Consider the following 19002-nt stretch of genomic DNA (forward strand, 5'->3'; position numbering starts at 1 on the left):
TATGGCCACATTAGTCGCTGAAAATTTGGCGAAAGCCTATAAAGGCCGCCGCGTGGTAGAAGACGTCAGCCTGCAGGTAAAATCAGGTGAAATTGTTGGCCTGCTCGGCCCGAACGGTGCTGGCAAAACCACCACGTTTTATATGGTCGTGGGCATTGTCCCGCGCGATGCTGGCCGTATTGTCATTGATGATGAAGATATCAGTATCCTGCCACTGCATGCACGCGCGCGTCGCGGTATCGGCTATCTGCCTCAGGAAGCTTCGATCTTCCGCCGCCTGAGCGTGTATGACAACTTAATGGCCGTACTGCAGATTCGCGATGATTTAACGGAAGAACAGCGTCAGGATCGTGCAAACGAGCTGATGGAAGAGTTCCATATCGAACACCTGCGCGACAGCATGGGTCAGGCGCTCTCCGGAGGCGAACGACGTCGTGTGGAAATCGCACGGGCGCTGGCGGCCAACCCGAAATTTATCCTGCTGGATGAACCTTTTGCCGGTGTTGACCCCATCTCCGTTATTGATATCAAGAAAATCATCGAACATCTGCGTGACAGCGGCCTTGGCGTGCTGATTACCGACCACAACGTGCGTGAAACCCTCGCCGTGTGTGAACGCGCTTACATCGTCAGCCAGGGGCATCTGATCGCACATGGCACCCCTGATGAAATTCTTGCAGATGAGCAGGTTAAGCGTGTTTATTTGGGCGAAGAGTTCAGACTCTGATAAGGTGTCGGAATACCCGACATTTGCTTAGGAAATTCTGGCCGGATTATGAAGCAAGGTTTGCAACTCAGGTTCAGCCAACAGCTGGCAATGACCCCACAGTTGCAGCAGGCCATTCGTCTGCTGCAACTCTCGACGCTTGAACTCCAGCAGGAACTGCAACTGGCGCTGGAAAGCAATCCGCTGCTTGAGCAAACTGAACTGCATGAAGAAGTCGATGCGCGTGAACATCAGGAAAGTGATGCGTTAGATACACGCGAAGCGCTCGAACAGAAAGAGATGCCGGAAGAGCTTCCGCTCGACGCCACCTGGGATGAGATCTACACCGCAGGCACGCCTTCTGGTACCGGTACGGATTATCAGGATGATGAGTTGCCGGTCTATCAGGGCGAAACCACCCAGTCACTGCAGGATTACCTGATGTGGCAAGTGGAGTTAACGCCGTTCACCGATACCGATCGCGCCATTGCCACCTCGATTGTTGATGCCATCGACGAAACCGGTTATCTCACAGTCAGCGTTCAGGACATTTGCGACAGTATTGGCGATGAAGAGCTGACGCTGGAAGAAGTCGAAGCCGTGCTCAAGCGCGTCCAGCGTTTCGATCCCGTAGGTGTTGGCGCACGTGACTTGCGTGATTGCCTGCTGGTGCAGCTCTCGCAGTATGCTGCAGACACGCCGATGCTGGCCGAAGCGCGCCTGATCGTCAGTGAACATCTTGATCTGCTGGCCAACCACGATTTCCGCAGCCTGATGCGCGTCACACGTCTGAAAGAAGAGGTGTTAAAAGACGCGATGTTGCTGATTCAGTCACTTGATCCACGCCCCGGGCAGTCAGTGAACACCAGCGAACCTGAATACGTCATCCCGGACGTTCTGGTACGCAAGAACGGTGCGCGCTGGACGGTAGATCTCAACGCTGACAGCCTGCCACGTCTGAAGATTAATCAGCACTATGCCGCGATGGGCGGTTCGACGCGCAATGACAGCGATAGCCAGTTCATCCGCAGTAATCTACAAGAAGCCAAGTGGCTGATTAAAAGCCTCGAGAGCCGCAACGATACCTTGCTCAAAGTCACTCGCTGTATCGTTGAGCAACAGCAGGCGTTCTTTGAACAGGGTGAAGAGTACATGCGCCCGATGGTGTTGGCGGATATCGCACAGGCCGTCGATATGCATGAATCCACGATTTCTCGCGTGACCACGCAAAAGTACTTACATAGCCCGCGTGGCATTTTCGAACTGAAATATTTTTTCTCCAGCCACGTCAACACCGAGGGCGGTGGCGAAGCCTCCTCCACGGCGATTCGTGCGCTGGTGAAAAAATTGATTGCCGCGGAAAATCCCGCAAAACCCTTGAGCGACAGCAAACTCACCTCCATGTTATCCGATCAGGGCATCATGGTGGCGCGACGTACGGTTGCTAAATATCGCGAGTCTTTGTCTATACCGCCATCAAACCAGCGTAAACAGCTGGTTTGACCGAATGAGGAAGGAAGACCTATGCAGCTAAACCTAACCGGACTGAATGTTGAGATAACCGAGCCACTGCGTGAATTTGTAAACAGCAAATTTGCCAAACTAGAACACTACTTTGATCGTATCAATCAGGTTTATATTGTTCTGAAAGTGGAGAAGGTGACGCAGATTGCGGATGCAACACTGCACGTCAACGGCGGGGAGCTGCACGCCACAGCGGAAGCGGAAGACATGTACGCGGCCATCGACGGGTTAATCGATAAGCTTTCCCGTCAGCTGACCAAACATAAAGACAAACTGAAAAAACACTAACCTTCATGCTTGCAGAGTGCCGATCGGTTTGGCACTCAGAGCACAAATGGGGCGGGATGACCGCCCCGTTTTGTCATCTGCGCAAGCGCCAACGGGGAACTCGCCATTGCGGTATGAATGGCGTTACCCTTATGGCTATGTGAACTCGCAAGTGAAACGATGATGAACAACGATCTGACACTGGAATTGAGCTCGGTCCTCACACTGGACTGTACCCGAAGCGGCGTACACTGCCAGAGTAAAAAACGCGCGCTGGAAATTATCAGCGAGTTGGCAGCAAAGCAGCTCAATCTGCCGCACCAGACGCTTTTCGAAGCCATTCTGACCCGTGAGCGCATGGGCAGTACCGGCATTGGTAACGGCATCGCTATTCCACATGGCAAGCTGGAGGAGGATACGCTGCGTGCTGTTGGCGTGTTTATCAGCCTCGATCAGCCGATTGCCTTCGATGCCGTCGATAACCAGCCGGTTGACCTGCTGTTTGCCCTGCTGGTGCCTGCAGACCAGTGTAAAACCCATCTGCATACGCTGTCGTTGGTCGCGAAACGCCTGGCTGACAAAACCGTCTGCCGTCGTTTACGCGCCGCACAGAGTGATGAAGAGCTCTATGCGATTATCACAGAAGCTCAGGAAGAACACTCTTAAGCGACAGACACTTTTACCGGCGTTATCGCCGGTTTAAAACGGGAGAATTGTGATGGTGCTGATGATCGTTAGCGGTCGGTCAGGCTCAGGAAAGTCGGTTGCACTTCGCGCCCTTGAGGACATGGGGTTCTACTGTGTTGATAACCTGCCGGTGGTATTGCTGCCGGAGCTGGCGAACACTTTAACGGAGCGCAACATTTCGGCTGCAGTCAGCATTGATGTGCGCAACATGCCTGAATCACCCGAAGTATTCGAAACGGCTCTCAACAATCTGCCTGAGTCGTTCTCTCCGCAGCTGCTGTTCCTGGATGCCGATCGCAATACCTTAATCCGCCGTTACAGCGATACGCGCCGCCTGCATCCCCTCTCCAGCAAAAATCTGTCGCTGGAAAGTGCCATCGATGAAGAGAGCGATCTGCTGGAGCCATTGCGATCGCGTGCTGATTTGATCATCGACACTTCCGAGATGTCGGTACACGAGCTGGCAGAGATGCTGCGAACACGCCTGCTGGGCAAGCGCGAGCGTGAATTGACCATGGTGTTTGAATCCTTTGGATTTAAACACGGCATTCCGATTGATGCAGATTACGTGTTCGATGTGCGTTTCTTACCGAACCCGCACTGGGATCCTAAACTGCGTCCGATGACGGGTCTTGATCGCCCGGTCGCCGCCTTCCTGGATCGTCATACCGAAGTGCACAACTTCATCTACCAAACGCGCAGCTATCTGGAACTGTGGCTGCCGATGCTGGAAACCAACAACCGCAGCTACCTGACCGTAGCCATTGGCTGTACGGGTGGTAAACACCGTTCAGTGTATATCGCTGAGCAGCTGGCGGATTACTTCCGTTCACGCGGTAAAAATGTGCAGTCTCGTCATCGCACTCTGGAAAAACGCAAATCATGACCGTGAAGCAAACCGTTGAGATTCGAAATAAGCTGGGTATGCACGCTCGTCCGGCCATGAAGCTGTTCGAGTTGGTACAGAGTTTTGATGCTGAGGTGCTGCTGCGTAACGAGGCGGGAACGGAAGCCGAGGCCAGCAGTGTGATTGCATTGCTGATGCTGGACTCGGCAAAAGGCGGTCATATTGAGATTGAGGCCAGCGGCCCGGAGGAAGTCCAGGCGCTGGCAGCCGTCATTGAGCTGTTTGAAGCGGGCTTTGACGAGGACTAGAAGCGATTAATGCAGCTTGTAGCGTTCAAGGAAGCCTTCGCCCCCAAGCTGTCGCATCTGTCGCATGATCCACTGCTGACGCATACGGACATACCCTGAAGGCGCATCCGCGCGGAAGCGAATAGGATTAGGTAATACCGCCGCCAGCAGCGCGGCTTCAGAGATCGTCAGGCGACTGGCGGGTTTATGAAAGTAGCGCTGCGAAGCTTCTTCCACACCAAACACACCGTTGCCAAACTCTGCGATATTCAGGTACACCGTCAAAATACGGCGTTTAGTCCAGACGGTTTCAATGCCCACCGTCAGCCCGGCTTCCAGGCCTTTACGCACCCAACTGCGGCCATCCCATAAAAACAGGTTTTTAGCCGTCTGCTGAGATAAGGTGGAGGCACCGCGCATCCGTTCGCCACCATCGTTATCCAATACTTGTTGAATCGCGTCGACATCAAATCCCCAGTGTTCCGGAAATTTCTGATCTTCAGAGGCAATCACCGCCAGTGCCATCCACGGGGAAATATCATCCATCCCCACCCAATCGGAATGGGCGACATAATCAAAGCGGCCACTCATCCAGGCCCCAAGCTGACGCTCTACCATCACCGCTGAAAACGGTACAGGCAGGAAGGCAAAGATCACAATTCCTGCGAGCCAAACCCCAAGCCAAGCCAGTAGCACTTTTACTACCAGCACTTTAATGCGTTGTCCCAGTTTCCCTTTACTCTTACTCATGCAATTTTCTCTTACCTGTTCCCTGAGTTAATCAATCACTCAAGTCACGATTTCATATATCTGCGATTCAAGCCTAACCTTTATCCCTCATTGCCAGTCACTTAGAAGGAAAGTTATTACCTGCGCAACCATCGTTCCTCTATTAGAGCCAATTACATCAAGCACTTCCGCCAACAAGGAATCGGTTCCATGGTGAAAAAACCATCAGAATCTTTACCGTCAAACACTTAAACCGATGTGATTAAGATCACAATTAAACTTTCACAATACTTAACATTAAACTTTCAAAGCATTTGAATATGTTCATTGATAAGCGAGACCATTCTGAAAAACGTGGCGAAAATAGCATCGCCGACTCAGCCAACTCCCTGTTTTGAGGTAAAGCACCTCACCCTCATTTTGGTTTACATTACGGCGTTAAACCCTAAACTGGAACTTTCTAAAGAGGGTTTCCAAAACGTTTTGGATAACCCGCCAAAAACCTCATATTTCTTGTCTAATATCAGTATGTTAAGCTTATTTAACTGCGATTTTTTAGCGGAATAAGATTTTCAACGCTGCCGACAGGCTTTTCCTGCTTCTGGCTGAAGGAAATCCAGGCAAAAAGCAGAACATTTGGTCAAAAATAGTGCAATACGGCAAAGAAATTAATTCCTTACTTGACTGTGTCAGCAAATTAATGTTTTCTGTATTTAAACGCTGCTCAACATCACACAATTTAATGAATCTTGTCACAAGCGTTGGCGAATTTGTTAAGGTGATTTTGAAGCGTCATCCAATACCAAACTGTTGCTGATTCAATCGACCACTAACGATAGCAGCAGTACCCATTTCCCTGGTGTTGGCGCAGTATTCGCGCACCCCAGTTTCGACTGGGGTCATTTTTTTCTGGCGTACTACGATTTTTCCCGCTCTGCTACCCATTCGCGTAACACGTTAACTTCATGTTGCCACTCATGTTTTAATTCGTCGATCCACTCCTGCACGTTATCCCACCAGGCTGGCAATTCCGGGGACTGAATCTGCTTCGCGAGCTTTTGCAAGTGCAACAGACCCACCGAACCTGCCGCACCTTTGATCTTATGCCCCTCTTCCGCAATCCCTTTCTGGTCACGCGCCATCATGTTGGAATCCAGCACTTCAAGATAACCCGGCATCATTTGCTCAAACATCGTCAGGCTTTGCTTAATCAAACCCGGGCCGACCAGTTCAATGTATTGCTCCAGCATCTCGACATCGAGTAGCGTGCGGGAATGCTCGTCTGATGAGCTCATAACAGCCTCTGACGCGTCTCCCTGGTAATCCCAGAACTTTTTGATTATCGCGGTCAGAGCTGGCACGGCCAGCGGCTTACTCAACACATCATCCATACCCGCATCGAGGTACTCTTTTTTATCTTTGAGGACATTGGCAGTGAGCGCCACTAACGGCGGTAACGAGATGCCGGCGTGCTGCTGATGTATGGCACGCGAGACATCCAGCCCGGTCATATCGGGCAGCTGGATATCGAGCAACACCAGATCAAACTCCTGCGGATCGAACATCGCCAGCGCGTCACTGCCGGTCATCGCCACTTCCACGCTGCATCCCAGTTTTTCCAATACCGAACGGGCGACAATCACGTTCAATTCGATATCTTCCACCAGCAGCACGTGCAGCGCCGGCAACGGCATGCTGTCGTCTACGTTCTCATCTTCTACTTCATCCGCCACGCGCGGTGCTTTGATATCGACCCTGAAGCATGAACCCTGACCCGGCGCGCTGCGGACGCTAATATCGCCGCCCATGGCCTGTGCCAGGCGGCGTGAAACGGCCAGGCCAATCCCGGTTCCCGTTGCGGGCTTACCGCCCTGCTGATCTTTCACCTGGTAATACATGGCGAAGATTTTATCCTGCTCGTCCTGCGGAATCCCCATGCCGGAATCCTGTACTTCGAAGTGCAGCGTTTCGTCCGGGTGATAAGCCACACGCACCACGATTTCACCCTGCTGGGTGAATTTCACCGCATTGCCAATCAGGTTCCACAAAATCTGACGCAGGCGCGTCCCATCCGCCGAAATTTTATGCGGCAGCGGGAGTTCCGGGGCCATGACAAACTTCAGCCCTTTCGGCTGCGCCAGCAAGCCAGAGAGGTTTTCAAGATCCGCCAGGAAGCCAGTGAAATCGAGCGGCTGATTATCCAGTTGCACTTTGCGGCGCTCAATTTTGTCCACTTCAATCACATCATTGAAGATGTTGCCGAGGGTGATGGCGGAGACATGGATGGTTTTCAGGTACTTAAGCTGTTCCTGATTGAGATCGGTATCCAACAGAATGCGGCTCAGCCCCACAATGCCATTCAACGGCGTACGCAGCTCGTGGCTGATGGTGGATATAAAGGTGGTTTTCTCACGGCTGGCGTTCTCCAGCGCGTCCTGATAGCGCTTGCGCTCAGTAATATCGCGTCCGAAGCCCATCAAGCCACTGCGTTTCCCCACGCGGTCATAGTAAGGCACTTTACGAATTTCAAAGCAGGCTTTGCGCCCGTCAGGATATTGCAGCCACTGTTCGTAAGTCAGAGAGACATTATGACGGAACACTTTCTCATCAGTTTCCAGTACCTTGGAGGCGGCATCTTCGTCGTAGATATCGCGCGGTGTCAGCCCAATTAACTGTTTCTCGCTCATGCCCGTCAGCAGCTCCATCGCGCGGTTACAGCCAGAGAACTGTTTGTCGATGTTGCGATAGAACACCAAATCCGGTGAGGCATCGAGGAAAGAGCGTAAGAAGGAAGATTGCTGCTCCAGCTCAATCTGCGCCTGTTCGCGACGTGCCATCTCTTCGCGCAACTTATCCATCACCTGTTCGCGCGCTTGCTCAGCTTTGATACGGTCATTAATTTCCTGATTAAGCTGAGCAATGGTTTCTTTCATCTGCTGATTGAGTTCGAGGTCGCGCGTGCGCATCTCCTCCAGCTTGTCCACCAGCTTGGTGAGCCGCTGGCGTGACTCTTCCAGTTGATCGACTACCACCGACAGGAAATAAACCGCCCAGGGGGTAATTAACAGACCGAAGAATATCGAACGTACCACGTCAATGCTTTCTACATGGCCACGCAGCACCATGGTGACCGCCATCTGCACCACCATGGCCAGCACCACCAGCGCCGAAGCCAGCAGCAGTGAGAAGCGCACTAGCCCCAGCTTGACCATCAAATCAACGTAGTACTGCGCTAAAAGACGAATCTGTTTCATGTCGAACTCCCTGAACGAAATCTGGCCCATAATAGCGTAATTATCGCCGCACTGCGCCGCTTCCCCTTACCTGACGACACAGACTTCGCCCCATTCTGGTGCATCGCAATGCCATTTCGCCGACGTTCGGCTCTTTATGCGCAAATCGCTTGACTAATTCTGCCAACTGAATAATCTGGAGGGCCGCACTTTTGCGGCCCTTTCATTACATCCCGTGCTATTCAGCATGTCAGCAGCCATTGCGCCTGGTGGTTGCGTTTCTTTATTGCATATCCATTCAACTTAAGTGCTGTTTTAATCACGTCACGCATGATTAATTTTACTAATGGCAGCCCGATTTTGATTCAAATATGACGCCATAAGAAAAACAGATACATGAAGTGTCCGAAACCGCACCAACAGAATTTTATGCTGACAGGTGCGGGTTATTCAGCATTGTTTGGATATCTGAGGCGTTCATCACAGTGAGACGGCTCACACTTCATAGGGGAATCAGAATCCTCAGATTGACATATATTTACGTAATAAATCCTTCATAATCATTAAGTTAAATCACAAAAAAGCCAATTAACCGCAATAAAGCTGGCTATTTGACCTGAGTTCGCTTTCCCGATAAGTTGGAATTCCGCTGGATGCTTTCCAGTCGGGACTGTGTCTCGGCATATCTATGCAGCAAGAAACTCCCTCTGGATGCAAGTTATCTCCTGTAAGAGACCGGAAGTAAGAGCAGCTCATCAAGGACGTGAAACTCTTCTCTTGAGAGCCTTTGCTCAGTATTGCGACGTCCGCGTTTAAGCGCGGCGAAAACGAATTGATACAGCACGCAGCGGTGCTCTGTGCTCGAAATAATGCAGGTAATGTCAAAAGCAGTTTAAGGAGACCCTCAATGTCCACTCAAAAACCTCATCCATATGGTTTGTATGATCCCTCAGCAGGCAGTGATAGCTGTGGTGTCGGGTTTATTACCCGTAAGGACGGCGAGCAGACCCATGAGATCCTGCAGATGGCGCATAGCGCACTGTGCACGGTGCCACACCGTGGCGGTATGTCTGCTGAAGGCGTGGGCGATGGCGCGGGTGTCAACGTCGATCTTTCTCTGAATTTCTTCCGTAAAGTGACGGGCCAGCCGCTGGAAGCCGGTCGCTTTGGTGTGGGTAACTTCTTCGTCCCTAAAGATGCCGAACTGCGTGCAAACGCCGAGCGTCTGGTTGAAGAAACTCTGGCCGCACATAACTTTGCCGTGCTGGTGAAACGCGATATGCCGCTGGACGGCAGCGTGACGCGCCCTGCTGCGCTGCAATTCCAGTTACCGATTGTGCAGTGGGTCTTCGCCGCGCCACAAGAAGTGACTGAACAGATTGAATTTGAGCGCCATATCTATCGCGCGCTGCTGGATATTGAAGCGCGTGCCTTTACGGAAAGCGAATTCGGCGGACTCTATCCGCTGTCGCTCTCTTCGCGCACCCAGGTGTTTAAAGCACGCCTGAACTCCAACGAAGTGATTCCTTACTTCAAAGATTTGACCGATGCGGATCACCAGGTGCGCGGGCTGTTCTTCCATACCCGCTTCTCAACCAACACCGATCCGCACACCACTATGGCTCAGCCATTCCGTTTGATGGCGCACAACGGTGAGCTGAACACCGACCGTAAAAATCGCATCGCAGAAGCGGCGCTGATGTTAGCGCGCGGCAAAAAAATCGTGCGTCCGAAAGGCCAGTCTGACAGCTCACGCCTCGATCAGAGCATCCACAGCCGTTTGATGGAAGATAACCTCGACCTGATCAACGCCGTGGTCTCCATGATGCCGCCTGCGTGGGAAAACGACACCTCACTGTCAAATGAAGTACGCGCCATGCTTGAATACTTCTCTCTTTATGAAGAGAAGAACGATGGTCCGGCAGCCCTGATCTTCGGCAACGGTGAAGTGATCGGTGCGCGTCTTGACCGCCTGGGTCTGCGTCCGCTGCGTTCGGTAGAAACGGCAGAATATATCGGTGCGATGTCCGAAGCAGGCCAGATTGCCTTCCCACCGGAAAGCGTCCTGCGTCGTGGCCGTATCGAAGCGGGCGGCATGCTCTATTACGATCACAAAGAAAAACGCTCTTACACCACCGTGGAAGCGCTGGAAAAACTGGCAGCAGAGAAAGATTACCTTTCACTGCTGAGCGCCGCGCGTGTTGACCTGCACGACCTGCCAGAAATTCAGGCGGAGAAGCTCGGTTCGCCGCTGCGTTATCGTGGTGACCTCAAAACCTATCAGCGTTTTGTGGCCTACTACTACAACCAGGAAAGCTTCAAATTCATGATGGACCCGATGCTGCAAACCGGCGCTGAGAAGATCTCAGCAATGGGTTACGGCAACGCCATCAATGGCCTGTCCGACCATGAAGGCGGCATGGCGCACTACTTCTCGCAACGTTTTGCTCAGGTCACCAACCCGCCACTGGATTCCATCCGTGAAGCGGACGGCATGACGCTGCGCGTCGCGCTGGGCGCAAAACCGCATCTGGGCCGCAGCAAAGGCCAGCAGGTTATCGTGCCGACGCCGATCCTGACTCACCTCGACATGCTGCGCCTGCGTGAGCAAGACGTCGCGCCTTACGCGCGCTTTGAGATGCTCTACGAGCCGGTGATCGGCAAAGATATCGTTAGCCGTGCAGCCAACGCCAAAGCGCTGGAAAACGCTATTGATAACCTGGCACAGCAGGTAGTGGATTTCGCACGCCAGCAAGGCGGCATCGCGGTCATCACTGACCGCCATATCTCTTCGACTCATGCGGCGATTCCGATGCTGCTGATGGTTTCTGCCATCAACCAGCGCCTGGTGCAGGAAGGTTTGCGCCTGGACGTTTCTCTGGTGGTCGAGAGTGGCCAGAGCATCTCTTCACACCATATTGCTGCCACCCTGGGCTTCGGTGCGTCAGCGGTCTATCCGCTGGGCGTGCAGATGCGTGCAGAAGAGAAGTTTGGTGAGGGCGAAGAAGGCAATAAAGCCTTTAAGCGCTATGCCAAAGCGGCTGAAAAAGCCTTGATGAAAACCATGGGTAAAGTGGGTCTCTGTACCGTGGAGAGCTATAGCTGTGGTGAGTTCTTTGAGCCAAACTTCCTCGATACCGAAGATCCGGTACTGAAGAAGTACTTCCCGAATATCAAAACGCCGGTGGGTGGCGCGGGCTTCCCGGCTATCGCCCAGATGGCGGTTGACTGGCATCAAAGCGCGCTGAAAATTCAGGGCGAGGCAGAAGTGCCGTTGCTGGGTCTGTTTAAAGAGCGCGCAGAGGGTGCGGGTCACTCCTACGGCACCATTGCCGTGCGTACCTTTATCGATATGACTGAGCAGCCGATTCGCTTCGCGGACAAAGCGCGCGAGGAAGACAACTTTATCCGTCTGATGACGCTGGCCAAGCTGGACAACGCCTTCAACATCAAAGCGGACGCCTTTAAAGACAGCAGCTTCGAACGCATCCCGAACGAGGTGATTGATTCACTGGCGATCACGCCGGATTACCGTCAGTTCTCCAGCCTGATGCACGCAGAACGTAAGCGTCGTCCTGCGGCCCTGCGTGACATTCTCGCGCTGCCATGTGATTTGACTCACGTTGACAGTGAAGCCGAATTTGGTCGCAAGCTGGGGCGCTACTCGCTGGTCAACAACGGTTTTGCGACCCGCGGGCTGAAGTGCGAAGCCGTCAGCGGCAGCCTGAACCAGTTCGAACTGCGTTTGATTGATTCTATCGCTGGCCTGAAGCCAGAAAACGAGCGTCTGGAAGCACTGTCGCGCGCGCTGAAAACCCGTTTCAGCGACGATATCGAAAGCAGCAACGTGGCAAACGGTGTACTGACAATTACCGCTTACGGTAAAGCGGCAGAGTATCTGTCCCTGATCTTTACCGCTCTGCCTTCGCTGCCGCTGGATGAGATTCAGCCGGCACACGAAATTACCCGCACTTTCGCCTCTGGCGCGATGAGCCACGGTGCGCTGGTCGCCCCTGCGCATGAAGCCGTAGCACACGGCACCAACATGGTGGGCGGTATGAGTAACTGTGGTGAAGGTGGCGAGCACTATTCACGTCACGGCACCATCCGCGCCTCACGTATTAAACAGCTGGCTTCAGGTCGTTTTGGCGTCTGGGCTGCCTATCTGGCCGATCCGATGCTGGAAGAGCTGGAGATCAAAATTGGTCAGGGTGCGAAACCGGGTGAAGGCGGTCAGTTGCCGGCACCGAAAGTGACGGTAGAAATCGCTGCAGCACGTGGCGGTACGCCGGGTGTTGAGCTGGTTTCACCGCCACCGCATCACGACACCTACTCGATCGAAGATTTGGCTCAGCTGATCCACGACTGTAAAGCGGCACGTGTGCGCGTTATCGTCAAACTGGTGTCTTCTGAGGGCATCGGCACCATCGCTGTCGGCGTGGCCAAAGCCGGCGCTGACGTGATTAACGTGGCAGGTAACACCGGCGGTACCGGTGCGGCTTCGGTCACCAGCCTGAAGTACACCGGACGCGTTGCCGAAATCGGTATCGCTGAAGTGCACCAGGCGCTGTGTGCTAACGGCCTGCGTGACAAAGTGCAGCTGCGCTGCTCCGGTGCACAACAAACCGGTAGCGATGTGATCAAATCCGCCCTGCTCGGCGGCGACAGCTTCGAGTTTGGTACCACCGCGCTGATGATGCTGAAATGCGTGATGGCGAAAAACTGTAACGTTAAATGCCCGGCCGGTTTGACCACCAACGCCGAAGCTTTTGATGGTGATCCGCGTCAGCTGGCGCAGTACTTCGTCAACGTCGCACAAGAAGTCCGTGAGTTCCTGGCACGCCTCGGCTTGCGTTCACTGCGTGAAGCGCGTGGACGTTCTGATCTGCTGCACCTGATGGATCACCCGCTGGAAGTGGGCAAACTGGACCTGCGTGCCATGTTGACCGTGGTGCCAGAGCAGAAAATCGCTAAGCCGGTTTATCTGGAAAAAGATTTTGAACTGGACAACGGCTGGGTCGAAGAGCTGAAAACGCAGCTTATCGGCCAGGCGAGCCGCGATATCTCGCTCGGTGCCGGCATCACCCTGAACAACCGTAATAAGAGCGTGGGCGGCCAGCTGGCCATCGACATCGAGCGTATGCTCAACCACGAATTATCAGCTGAACAACGTGCTGCTCTGCCAGCGGTGTTCAAAGACGATCGTGGCCGCCATTATCTGGCACCGCGCACCGTGAACATCCACACCAGTGGCTCTGCGGGCCAGTCATTCGGTGCCTTCTGCAACGATGGTATGCAGATGAAGCATTACGGCACCTGTAACGATGGCGTAGGCAAAGGCCAGTGTGGTGGCGAGTTGGTGGTGATGTCACCAGGCGGCGGCGCACAAGACAGCGATGGCAACGTGCTGATCGGTAACTTCGCGCTGTTCGGCGCAACCGGTGGTCGTCTATACGTACAAGGCCAGGCGGGCGACCGTTTCGCCGTGCGTAACTCTGGCGCAACGGCGGTTGTTGAAGGCGTGGGTGATTTCTGCTGCGAATACATGACCAACGGCGCGATTCTGAACCTGGGCACCTTCGGTAAAGGTTTCGGTAACGGCATGAGCGGCGGTTTCGCTTACCAGTATGACCCGTATGGTGCACTGGCAGGCCACGCAGCGGGAGATTCCGTGCTGTTCGGTTCTATCGCCGACGAAGATGAAATGGCGCAGGTGCACAAGCAAGCGGTGCTGACCATGCTGAACTGGCATCTGGAAGCCACTCAGTCTCCTCGTGCAGCCTGGCTGTTGGATAACTGGGAAACCGAGTGCCATCACTTTGTCTACGTGATGCCACGTTCGCTGCTGCTGTATCAAGACGGTGGCGAGATCCTGAAGGCGAAGTCACGTAAGGATCTGCTCGAAGAGCTGTCAACGTCACTGGCTGCGCATCAGGTTGCGAAATTCAAAGCGGCCTGGCGTACCGGCAAAACCATCGCTGATGGTGCAGTACCGGCTTACGGTGCCACAGATACGCTGGAGATGTTTGTCCTGCTGAACAACTACACCGTGCTGAGCTTCGCGCAGCAACTGGCGCTGGGCAAGCTGCCGAAAGGCACTTCAGTGGAAGATCCTGCGGTGGAAAAAGCCGTGCGTAATCTGCTGATGACCGAAGACTTTGCCCTGATCAGTAAGCTGCAACGCCATGCGCGTTCAGCGATTGAGAGCTACAGCGATGATGAACTGGCTAGCCTGATCGCGGCAAAACGTATGTCGGATTATAAAGCGGCACTGACGCAACGTAACATTCGCTCGATGGACAGCCTGGCAACCTATGGCTGGATCATTTATCAGGATGCCCGTAACCGCGAGGTGCTTGGCCATCTGCCTGATTTCGAAGAGCTGTTTGCGCGTGCTGCACTGCCAGAAATCGCCGCTGCCGTCGGGAAACTTTCCTGATAGCAGCACCAATGAATGTGTGTATATTGACTGAACATCACGAGACGGGTTTGAGTACAGATATCCATGAAGATTCCTTACATTCCTGAAGATGCGCCCTTTAACGGCGAACAGAAATATTGGCTGGCGGGTTTTCTCGCCGGCCTCCACTCGCGCCTGTTGGTATTAGAAGATAAGCAGACTGCCCCTGCGGCCGGTGGCGCCACCAATACGCAGTTGCACATTCTGTTCGGTTCGCAAACCGGCAACGCAGAAGCGCTGGCACAGACCGCTGCCAAAGCCGCGCGTGCCAAAGGTTTGGTTCCTGTGGTTCAGGCCTTGGGCGAAGTCGATTTGGATGTGTTTGCGACCATGCGCCATGTGCTGATCGTGACCTCAACCTACGGCGAAGGCGAAATGCCGGACAATGCACAGCTGTTCTGGCAGGCGCTTTCTGCCAGCACCGCGCCCCGTCTGGAGCAGATGCACTTTGCCATCCTGGCAATTGGCGATACCGGCTACGACGGCTTCTGCCAGGCAGGTAAGTTCTTCGACATGCGTCTGGAACAGTTGGGCGCGAAACGCGTCTTTGACCGCATCGATTGCGATATCGACTACGAAGAGCCATCCAGTGCATGGATTGGCGATGCGATGCCACAGTTTGCGGCCAGTGCAGGCAGCAGCGGCACGGTGTTAGAAAGCGCGCCTGAAGCCCCTGTGATCCCAGGTAGCAACAAACAGAACCCTTATGCCGCCGCACTGGCGACCAATAAGCGTCTGTCTGGCGAGTCTTCAGCGAAAGATATTCGTCACTTCGAATTCGACCTGACCGACAGTGGCCTGAAGTACGAAGCCGGTGATGCGCTGGGCGTGATCCCCGTCAACGACGCTGAGCTGGTGACTCTGCTGCTGAGTGAGCTGAAAGCCGATTACGAAACGCCGGTACCGGGCTTTGACCGCAACCTCGGCGATCTGCTGACTTATCAGTTCGAGATATCTGAGCCGTCACGCAAGCTGATCGAGTGGGTTGGACAGCACACCGCGAACCAGGAACTACTGCACGTGTTGCAGCACGATGATAAAGACACCCTGGCGAACTGGCTGTGGGGCAAAGACACCCTGGACCTGCTGCAGCTGGAGCTGAAGCGTAATCTGTCCGTGCCGGAGTTGGTTGCGATGCTGCGTCCGCTGCAACACCGCGCGTACTCCATCTCTTCCAGCTCGAAGACTCATCCAAATCAGGTGCATCTGACCATTGCTTCTGTGCGCTATCACAGCGGCGGCCGTGAGCGTAAGGGTGTGTGCTCCACTTACCTGGCTGAGCGTGTGCGTCGTGGCGAGAAGCCAGCGATCTTCATTTCGCCGAACAAAGCGTTCCGCGTCCCAGCGAATGGCAATGCGCCACTGATCATGGTTGGCCCAGGTACCGGTATCGCTCCGTTCCGCGCCTTCCTGCAAGAGCGTCAGTCAACTGGTGCAGACGGTAAAAACTGGTTGTTCTTTGGCGACCAGCATCAGGAACACGATTACATCTACGAAGATGAATTGAGTGGCTGGCAGCAGAGTGGCCTGTTGACGCACCTCGACCTGGCGTTCTCACGCGATCAGGAAGAGAAGATTTACGTGCAGAACCGTATGTTGGAAAAAGGCGCCGAGCTGTATGCCTGGCTGCAAGAAGGGGCTTACTTCTATGTGTGTGGCGATGCCTCACGCATGGCGAAAGATGTCGACGCTGCGCTGTATGAAGTGGTACGCCAGTTTGGTGGCCTCTCCAGTGAACGTGCTGCGGCTTACATCGACCAGTTGAAGAAAGATAAGCGTTATCTGCGCGACGTCTACTAAGACCCGCCGTAGCGATTTGTAGGGTGCGGCCTTCAGGCCGCCCGATGTGAGCAACGGTTGCGCCAGAACGCGCCCACACAAATGTGCAGATATAAAAAAACGGGCCAAACGGCCCGTTTTTTAATGCATGCGATTTACTTCACCACGCGTAATGAAGGACGTCCACCACGCGGTGGCGGCTCATCATCCGGCGAGTGATCATCATCAGCCGCATCGTCTGGACGATCGCCATCAATCACAGACATCATCGTCTCTTCCTGGCCGCCCTCTTGCTCGTCCGTTGCCAGCTCGTAAGCCGGTTCAGGTTCGAACATGGTACCTGCACCATTCTCTCGCGCATATATGGCGAGAACGGCTGCCATCGGGACAGAAACCTGGCGTGGAACGCCGCCGAAGCGCGCATTGAAACGCACTTCATCATTAGCGAGGTCCAGATTACCCACCGCGCGTGGCGCGATGTTCAGAACGATCTGACCATCCCGCGCATACTCCAGCGGCACCTGCACACCAGGCAGATTGATGTCGACCACCAGATGCGGCGTCAGCTGGTTGTCGAGCAACCAGTCATAAAACGCGCGCAGCAGATAGGGACGACGAGCCGTTAGTTGCGACATTTCCATACATTAGCCCCGGGCTTGCAGGCGCATTTCACGTTCCGCTTCCGTTAATGAAGCGAGGAATGAGTCACGTTCAAATACGCGCGTCATGTAGCCTTTCAGCTCCTTAGAACCCGCGCCAAGCAGATCTACGCCCATCTGCGGCAAACGCCACAGCAGCGGTGCCAGGTAGCAATCCACCAGGCTGAACTCTTCGCTCATGAAGAATGGCGTACGTGAGAACAGCGGTGCAATCGCCAGTAACTCTTCACGCAGTTGCTTACGTGCAGCGTCTGCTTCTGCATTGTTACCGGTTTCGATGGTACGCATCAGGGTATACCAGTCCTGCTCAATGCGATGCATCATCAGACGGCTTTCGCCACGTGCAACCGGATAGACCGGCATCAGCGGTGGATGCGGGAAACGCTCATCAAGGTATTCCATGATGATGCGTGATTCATACAGCGTCAGTTCACGGTCGACCAGCGTAGGTACGGTGCGATACGGGTTGAGGTCAATCAGATCCTGTGGCAGGTTATCCGTTTCAACCTGCTCGATCTCCACGCTGACGCCCTTTTCGGCCAGTACGATACGTACTTGATGGCTAAAAATGTCAGTCGGACCCGAAAACAGCGTCATTACCGAACGTTTGTTGGCAGCGACAGCCATGAAAACCTCCAAGTTTGTTCACAAAAAGTTACTGCGAATAGCCAACCACACGGCGACTCACCGATTCATCAGATCGCACACAGCCAGCGTGCATCACATTATTCTGCCATCCCGACAGGAATAACGCGCACAACGCTCCAGCTTGCGGGCGCAAAGTGTCAGTGAGTTTACCAGATTTTAAGCAGCTTGTGGGGCAGGGATAATCATTTGCGGGCAAAATGCGGGTAAAGCTCGCGTTTTTAGCGTGAGAAAGCATAAATGAAGGCAATAAAAAACCCGCCGAAGCGGGTTTTTTGAGCAAATCGTGTCTGCCGAAGCAGCAACAATTAACGCTTAGAGAACTGCGGACGACGACGTGCTTTACGCAGGCCGACTTTCTTACGTTCAACTTCACGTGCGTCACGGGTAACGAAGCCCGCTTTACGCAGTTCAGGACGCAGAGACTCGTCGTATTCCATCAGAGCGCGTGTGATACCGTGACGGATCGCACCAGCCTGACCAGAAATACCACCACCTTTAACAGTGATGTACAGGTCAAATTTACCAACCATATCAACCAGCTCCAGCGGCTGACGCACGACCATGCGTGCAGTCTCACGACCGAAGTATTGCTCCAGTGAGCGCTGGTTAATGACGATGTTACCGCTACCCGGCTTGATGAATACGCGAGCAGCAGAGCTTTTGCGGCGACCAGTGCCGTAGTTTTGAGTTTCAGCCATTGCCTATAATCCCGATTAAATGTCAAGAACTTGCGGTTGCTGCGCCGCGTGGTTGTGCTCGTTACCTGCGTAAACTTTCAGTTTACGGTACATAGCACGACCCAGTGGGCCTTTCGGCAGCATGCCTTTAACCGCGATTTCAATCACACGCTCAGGACGGCGCTCGATCATCTCTGCAAAGGTCGCTTGCTTGATACCACCGATGTGGCCAGTGTGGTGATAGTAAATCTTGTCAGTACGCTTGTTGCCGGTTACAGCAACTTTGTCAGCGTTCAGAACGATGATGTAATCACCGGTATCAACGTGCGGAGTGTATTCCGCTTTATGCTTACCACGCAGACGGCGCGCCAGTTCAGTCGCCAGGCGACCCAAGGTTTTGCCCGTTGCGTCAACAACATACCAGTCACGCTGTACGGTTTCTGGTTTAGCTGTAAAAGTTTTCATTGAAAAGCTTACCCAAATAAAAAGTTACACGTTG

The 19002-nt window shown here is 53.7% G+C and carries 14 protein-coding genes; 8 read left to right on the forward strand and 6 right to left on the reverse strand.

Features of this window, described 5'->3' with window-relative positions; translation table 11 throughout:
• Nucleotide 1 precedes the first annotated feature (1 nt).
• From lptB to npr, 6 genes are all read left to right on the forward strand, one after another.
• The gene (gene lptB / locus LK04_RS16625; RefSeq protein WP_039327471.1) at nt 2-727 is read left to right on the forward strand and encodes an LPS export ABC transporter ATP-binding protein; all 726 of its coding nucleotides are present in this window, start codon (nt 2-4) and stop codon (nt 725-727) included.
• 48 nt (nt 728-775) lie between these two features.
• On the forward strand, nt 776-2209 hold the full coding sequence (gene rpoN, locus LK04_RS16630) for an RNA polymerase factor sigma-54 (protein WP_039327468.1): 1434 nt from the start codon (nt 776-778) through the stop codon (nt 2207-2209).
• Nucleotides 2210-2230: 21 nt separating this feature from the next.
• Nucleotides 2231-2518, forward strand: a complete 288-nt coding sequence (gene hpf / locus LK04_RS16635; RefSeq protein ID WP_039327466.1) for a ribosome hibernation promoting factor — start codon at nt 2231-2233, stop codon at nt 2516-2518.
• A gap of 162 nt (nt 2519-2680) precedes the next feature.
• Nucleotides 2681-3163 carry a PTS IIA-like nitrogen regulatory protein PtsN gene (ptsN, locus tag LK04_RS16640; protein WP_197063293.1) on the forward strand — a complete coding sequence of 161 codons (483 nt, stop codon included), beginning with the start codon at nt 2681-2683 and terminating at the stop codon, nt 3161-3163.
• A gap of 52 nt (nt 3164-3215) precedes the next feature.
• Entirely contained in the window at nt 3216-4070 is an 855-nt protein-coding gene (gene rapZ / locus LK04_RS16645) for an RNase adapter RapZ (protein WP_039327464.1), read from the forward strand.
• The gene (npr, locus tag LK04_RS16650) at nt 4067-4339 is read left to right on the forward strand and encodes a PTS phosphocarrier protein NPr (RefSeq protein ID WP_039327462.1); all 273 of its coding nucleotides are present in this window, start codon (nt 4067-4069) and stop codon (nt 4337-4339) included. Before rapZ ends, npr begins: the two co-directional genes overlap by 4 nt.
• Before the next feature lie 6 nt (nt 4340-4345).
• On the opposite strand, the gene mtgA is transcribed toward npr, so the two are convergent.
• Both mtgA and arcB read right to left on the reverse strand, forming a co-directional pair.
• Entirely contained in the window at nt 4346-5068 is a 723-nt protein-coding gene (gene mtgA / locus LK04_RS16655) for a monofunctional biosynthetic peptidoglycan transglycosylase (RefSeq protein WP_039327459.1), read from the reverse strand.
• Nucleotides 5069-5964: 896 nt separating this feature from the next.
• Nucleotides 5965-8301 (reverse strand): aerobic respiration two-component sensor histidine kinase ArcB, encoded by a 2337-nt coding sequence (arcB, locus tag LK04_RS16660; RefSeq protein ID WP_039327457.1) that lies wholly within the window; start codon nt 8299-8301, stop codon nt 5965-5967.
• Between the two features lie 886 nt (nt 8302-9187).
• Between arcB and LK04_RS16665 the strand changes: the two genes are divergently transcribed.
• Nucleotides 9188-14719: a glutamate synthase-related protein gene (locus LK04_RS16665; protein WP_039327455.1), complete on the forward strand. Its 5532-nt coding sequence runs from the start codon at nt 9188-9190 to the stop codon at nt 14717-14719.
• Nucleotides 14720-14785: 66 nt separating this feature from the next.
• Nucleotides 14786-16540 carry a sulfite reductase subunit alpha gene (locus LK04_RS16670; protein WP_039327453.1) on the forward strand — a complete coding sequence of 585 codons (1755 nt, stop codon included), beginning with the start codon at nt 14786-14788 and terminating at the stop codon, nt 16538-16540.
• A 134-nt stretch (nt 16541-16674) separates the two neighbouring features.
• Here the strand turns inward: LK04_RS16670 and sspB are convergent, their stop codons facing one another.
• The 4 genes from sspB to rplM form a co-directional block, all read right to left on the reverse strand.
• The gene (gene sspB / locus LK04_RS16675) at nt 16675-17160 is read right to left on the reverse strand and encodes a ClpXP protease specificity-enhancing factor (protein WP_039327451.1); all 486 of its coding nucleotides are present in this window, start codon (nt 17158-17160) and stop codon (nt 16675-16677) included.
• Between the two features lie 3 nt (nt 17161-17163).
• A complete protein-coding gene (gene sspA, locus LK04_RS16680) occupies nt 17164-17805 on the reverse strand; it encodes a stringent starvation protein SspA (RefSeq protein ID WP_039327450.1) in 642 nt (213 codons plus the stop codon).
• Nucleotides 17806-18131: 326 nt separating this feature from the next.
• Nucleotides 18132-18524 carry a 30S ribosomal protein S9 gene (gene rpsI, locus LK04_RS16685; protein ID WP_034826648.1) on the reverse strand — a complete coding sequence of 131 codons (393 nt, stop codon included), beginning with the start codon at nt 18522-18524 and terminating at the stop codon, nt 18132-18134.
• Nucleotides 18525-18539: 15 nt separating this feature from the next.
• Nucleotides 18540-18968, reverse strand: coding sequence for a 50S ribosomal protein L13 (rplM, locus tag LK04_RS16690; protein WP_039327446.1), 429 nt, complete (start codon nt 18966-18968; stop codon nt 18540-18542).
• Nucleotides 18969-19002: the final 34 nt, after the last annotated feature.

The organism is Pantoea vagans (assembly GCF_001506165.1).
Taxonomy (GTDB): domain Bacteria; phylum Pseudomonadota; class Gammaproteobacteria; order Enterobacterales; family Enterobacteriaceae; genus Pantoea; species Pantoea vagans_C.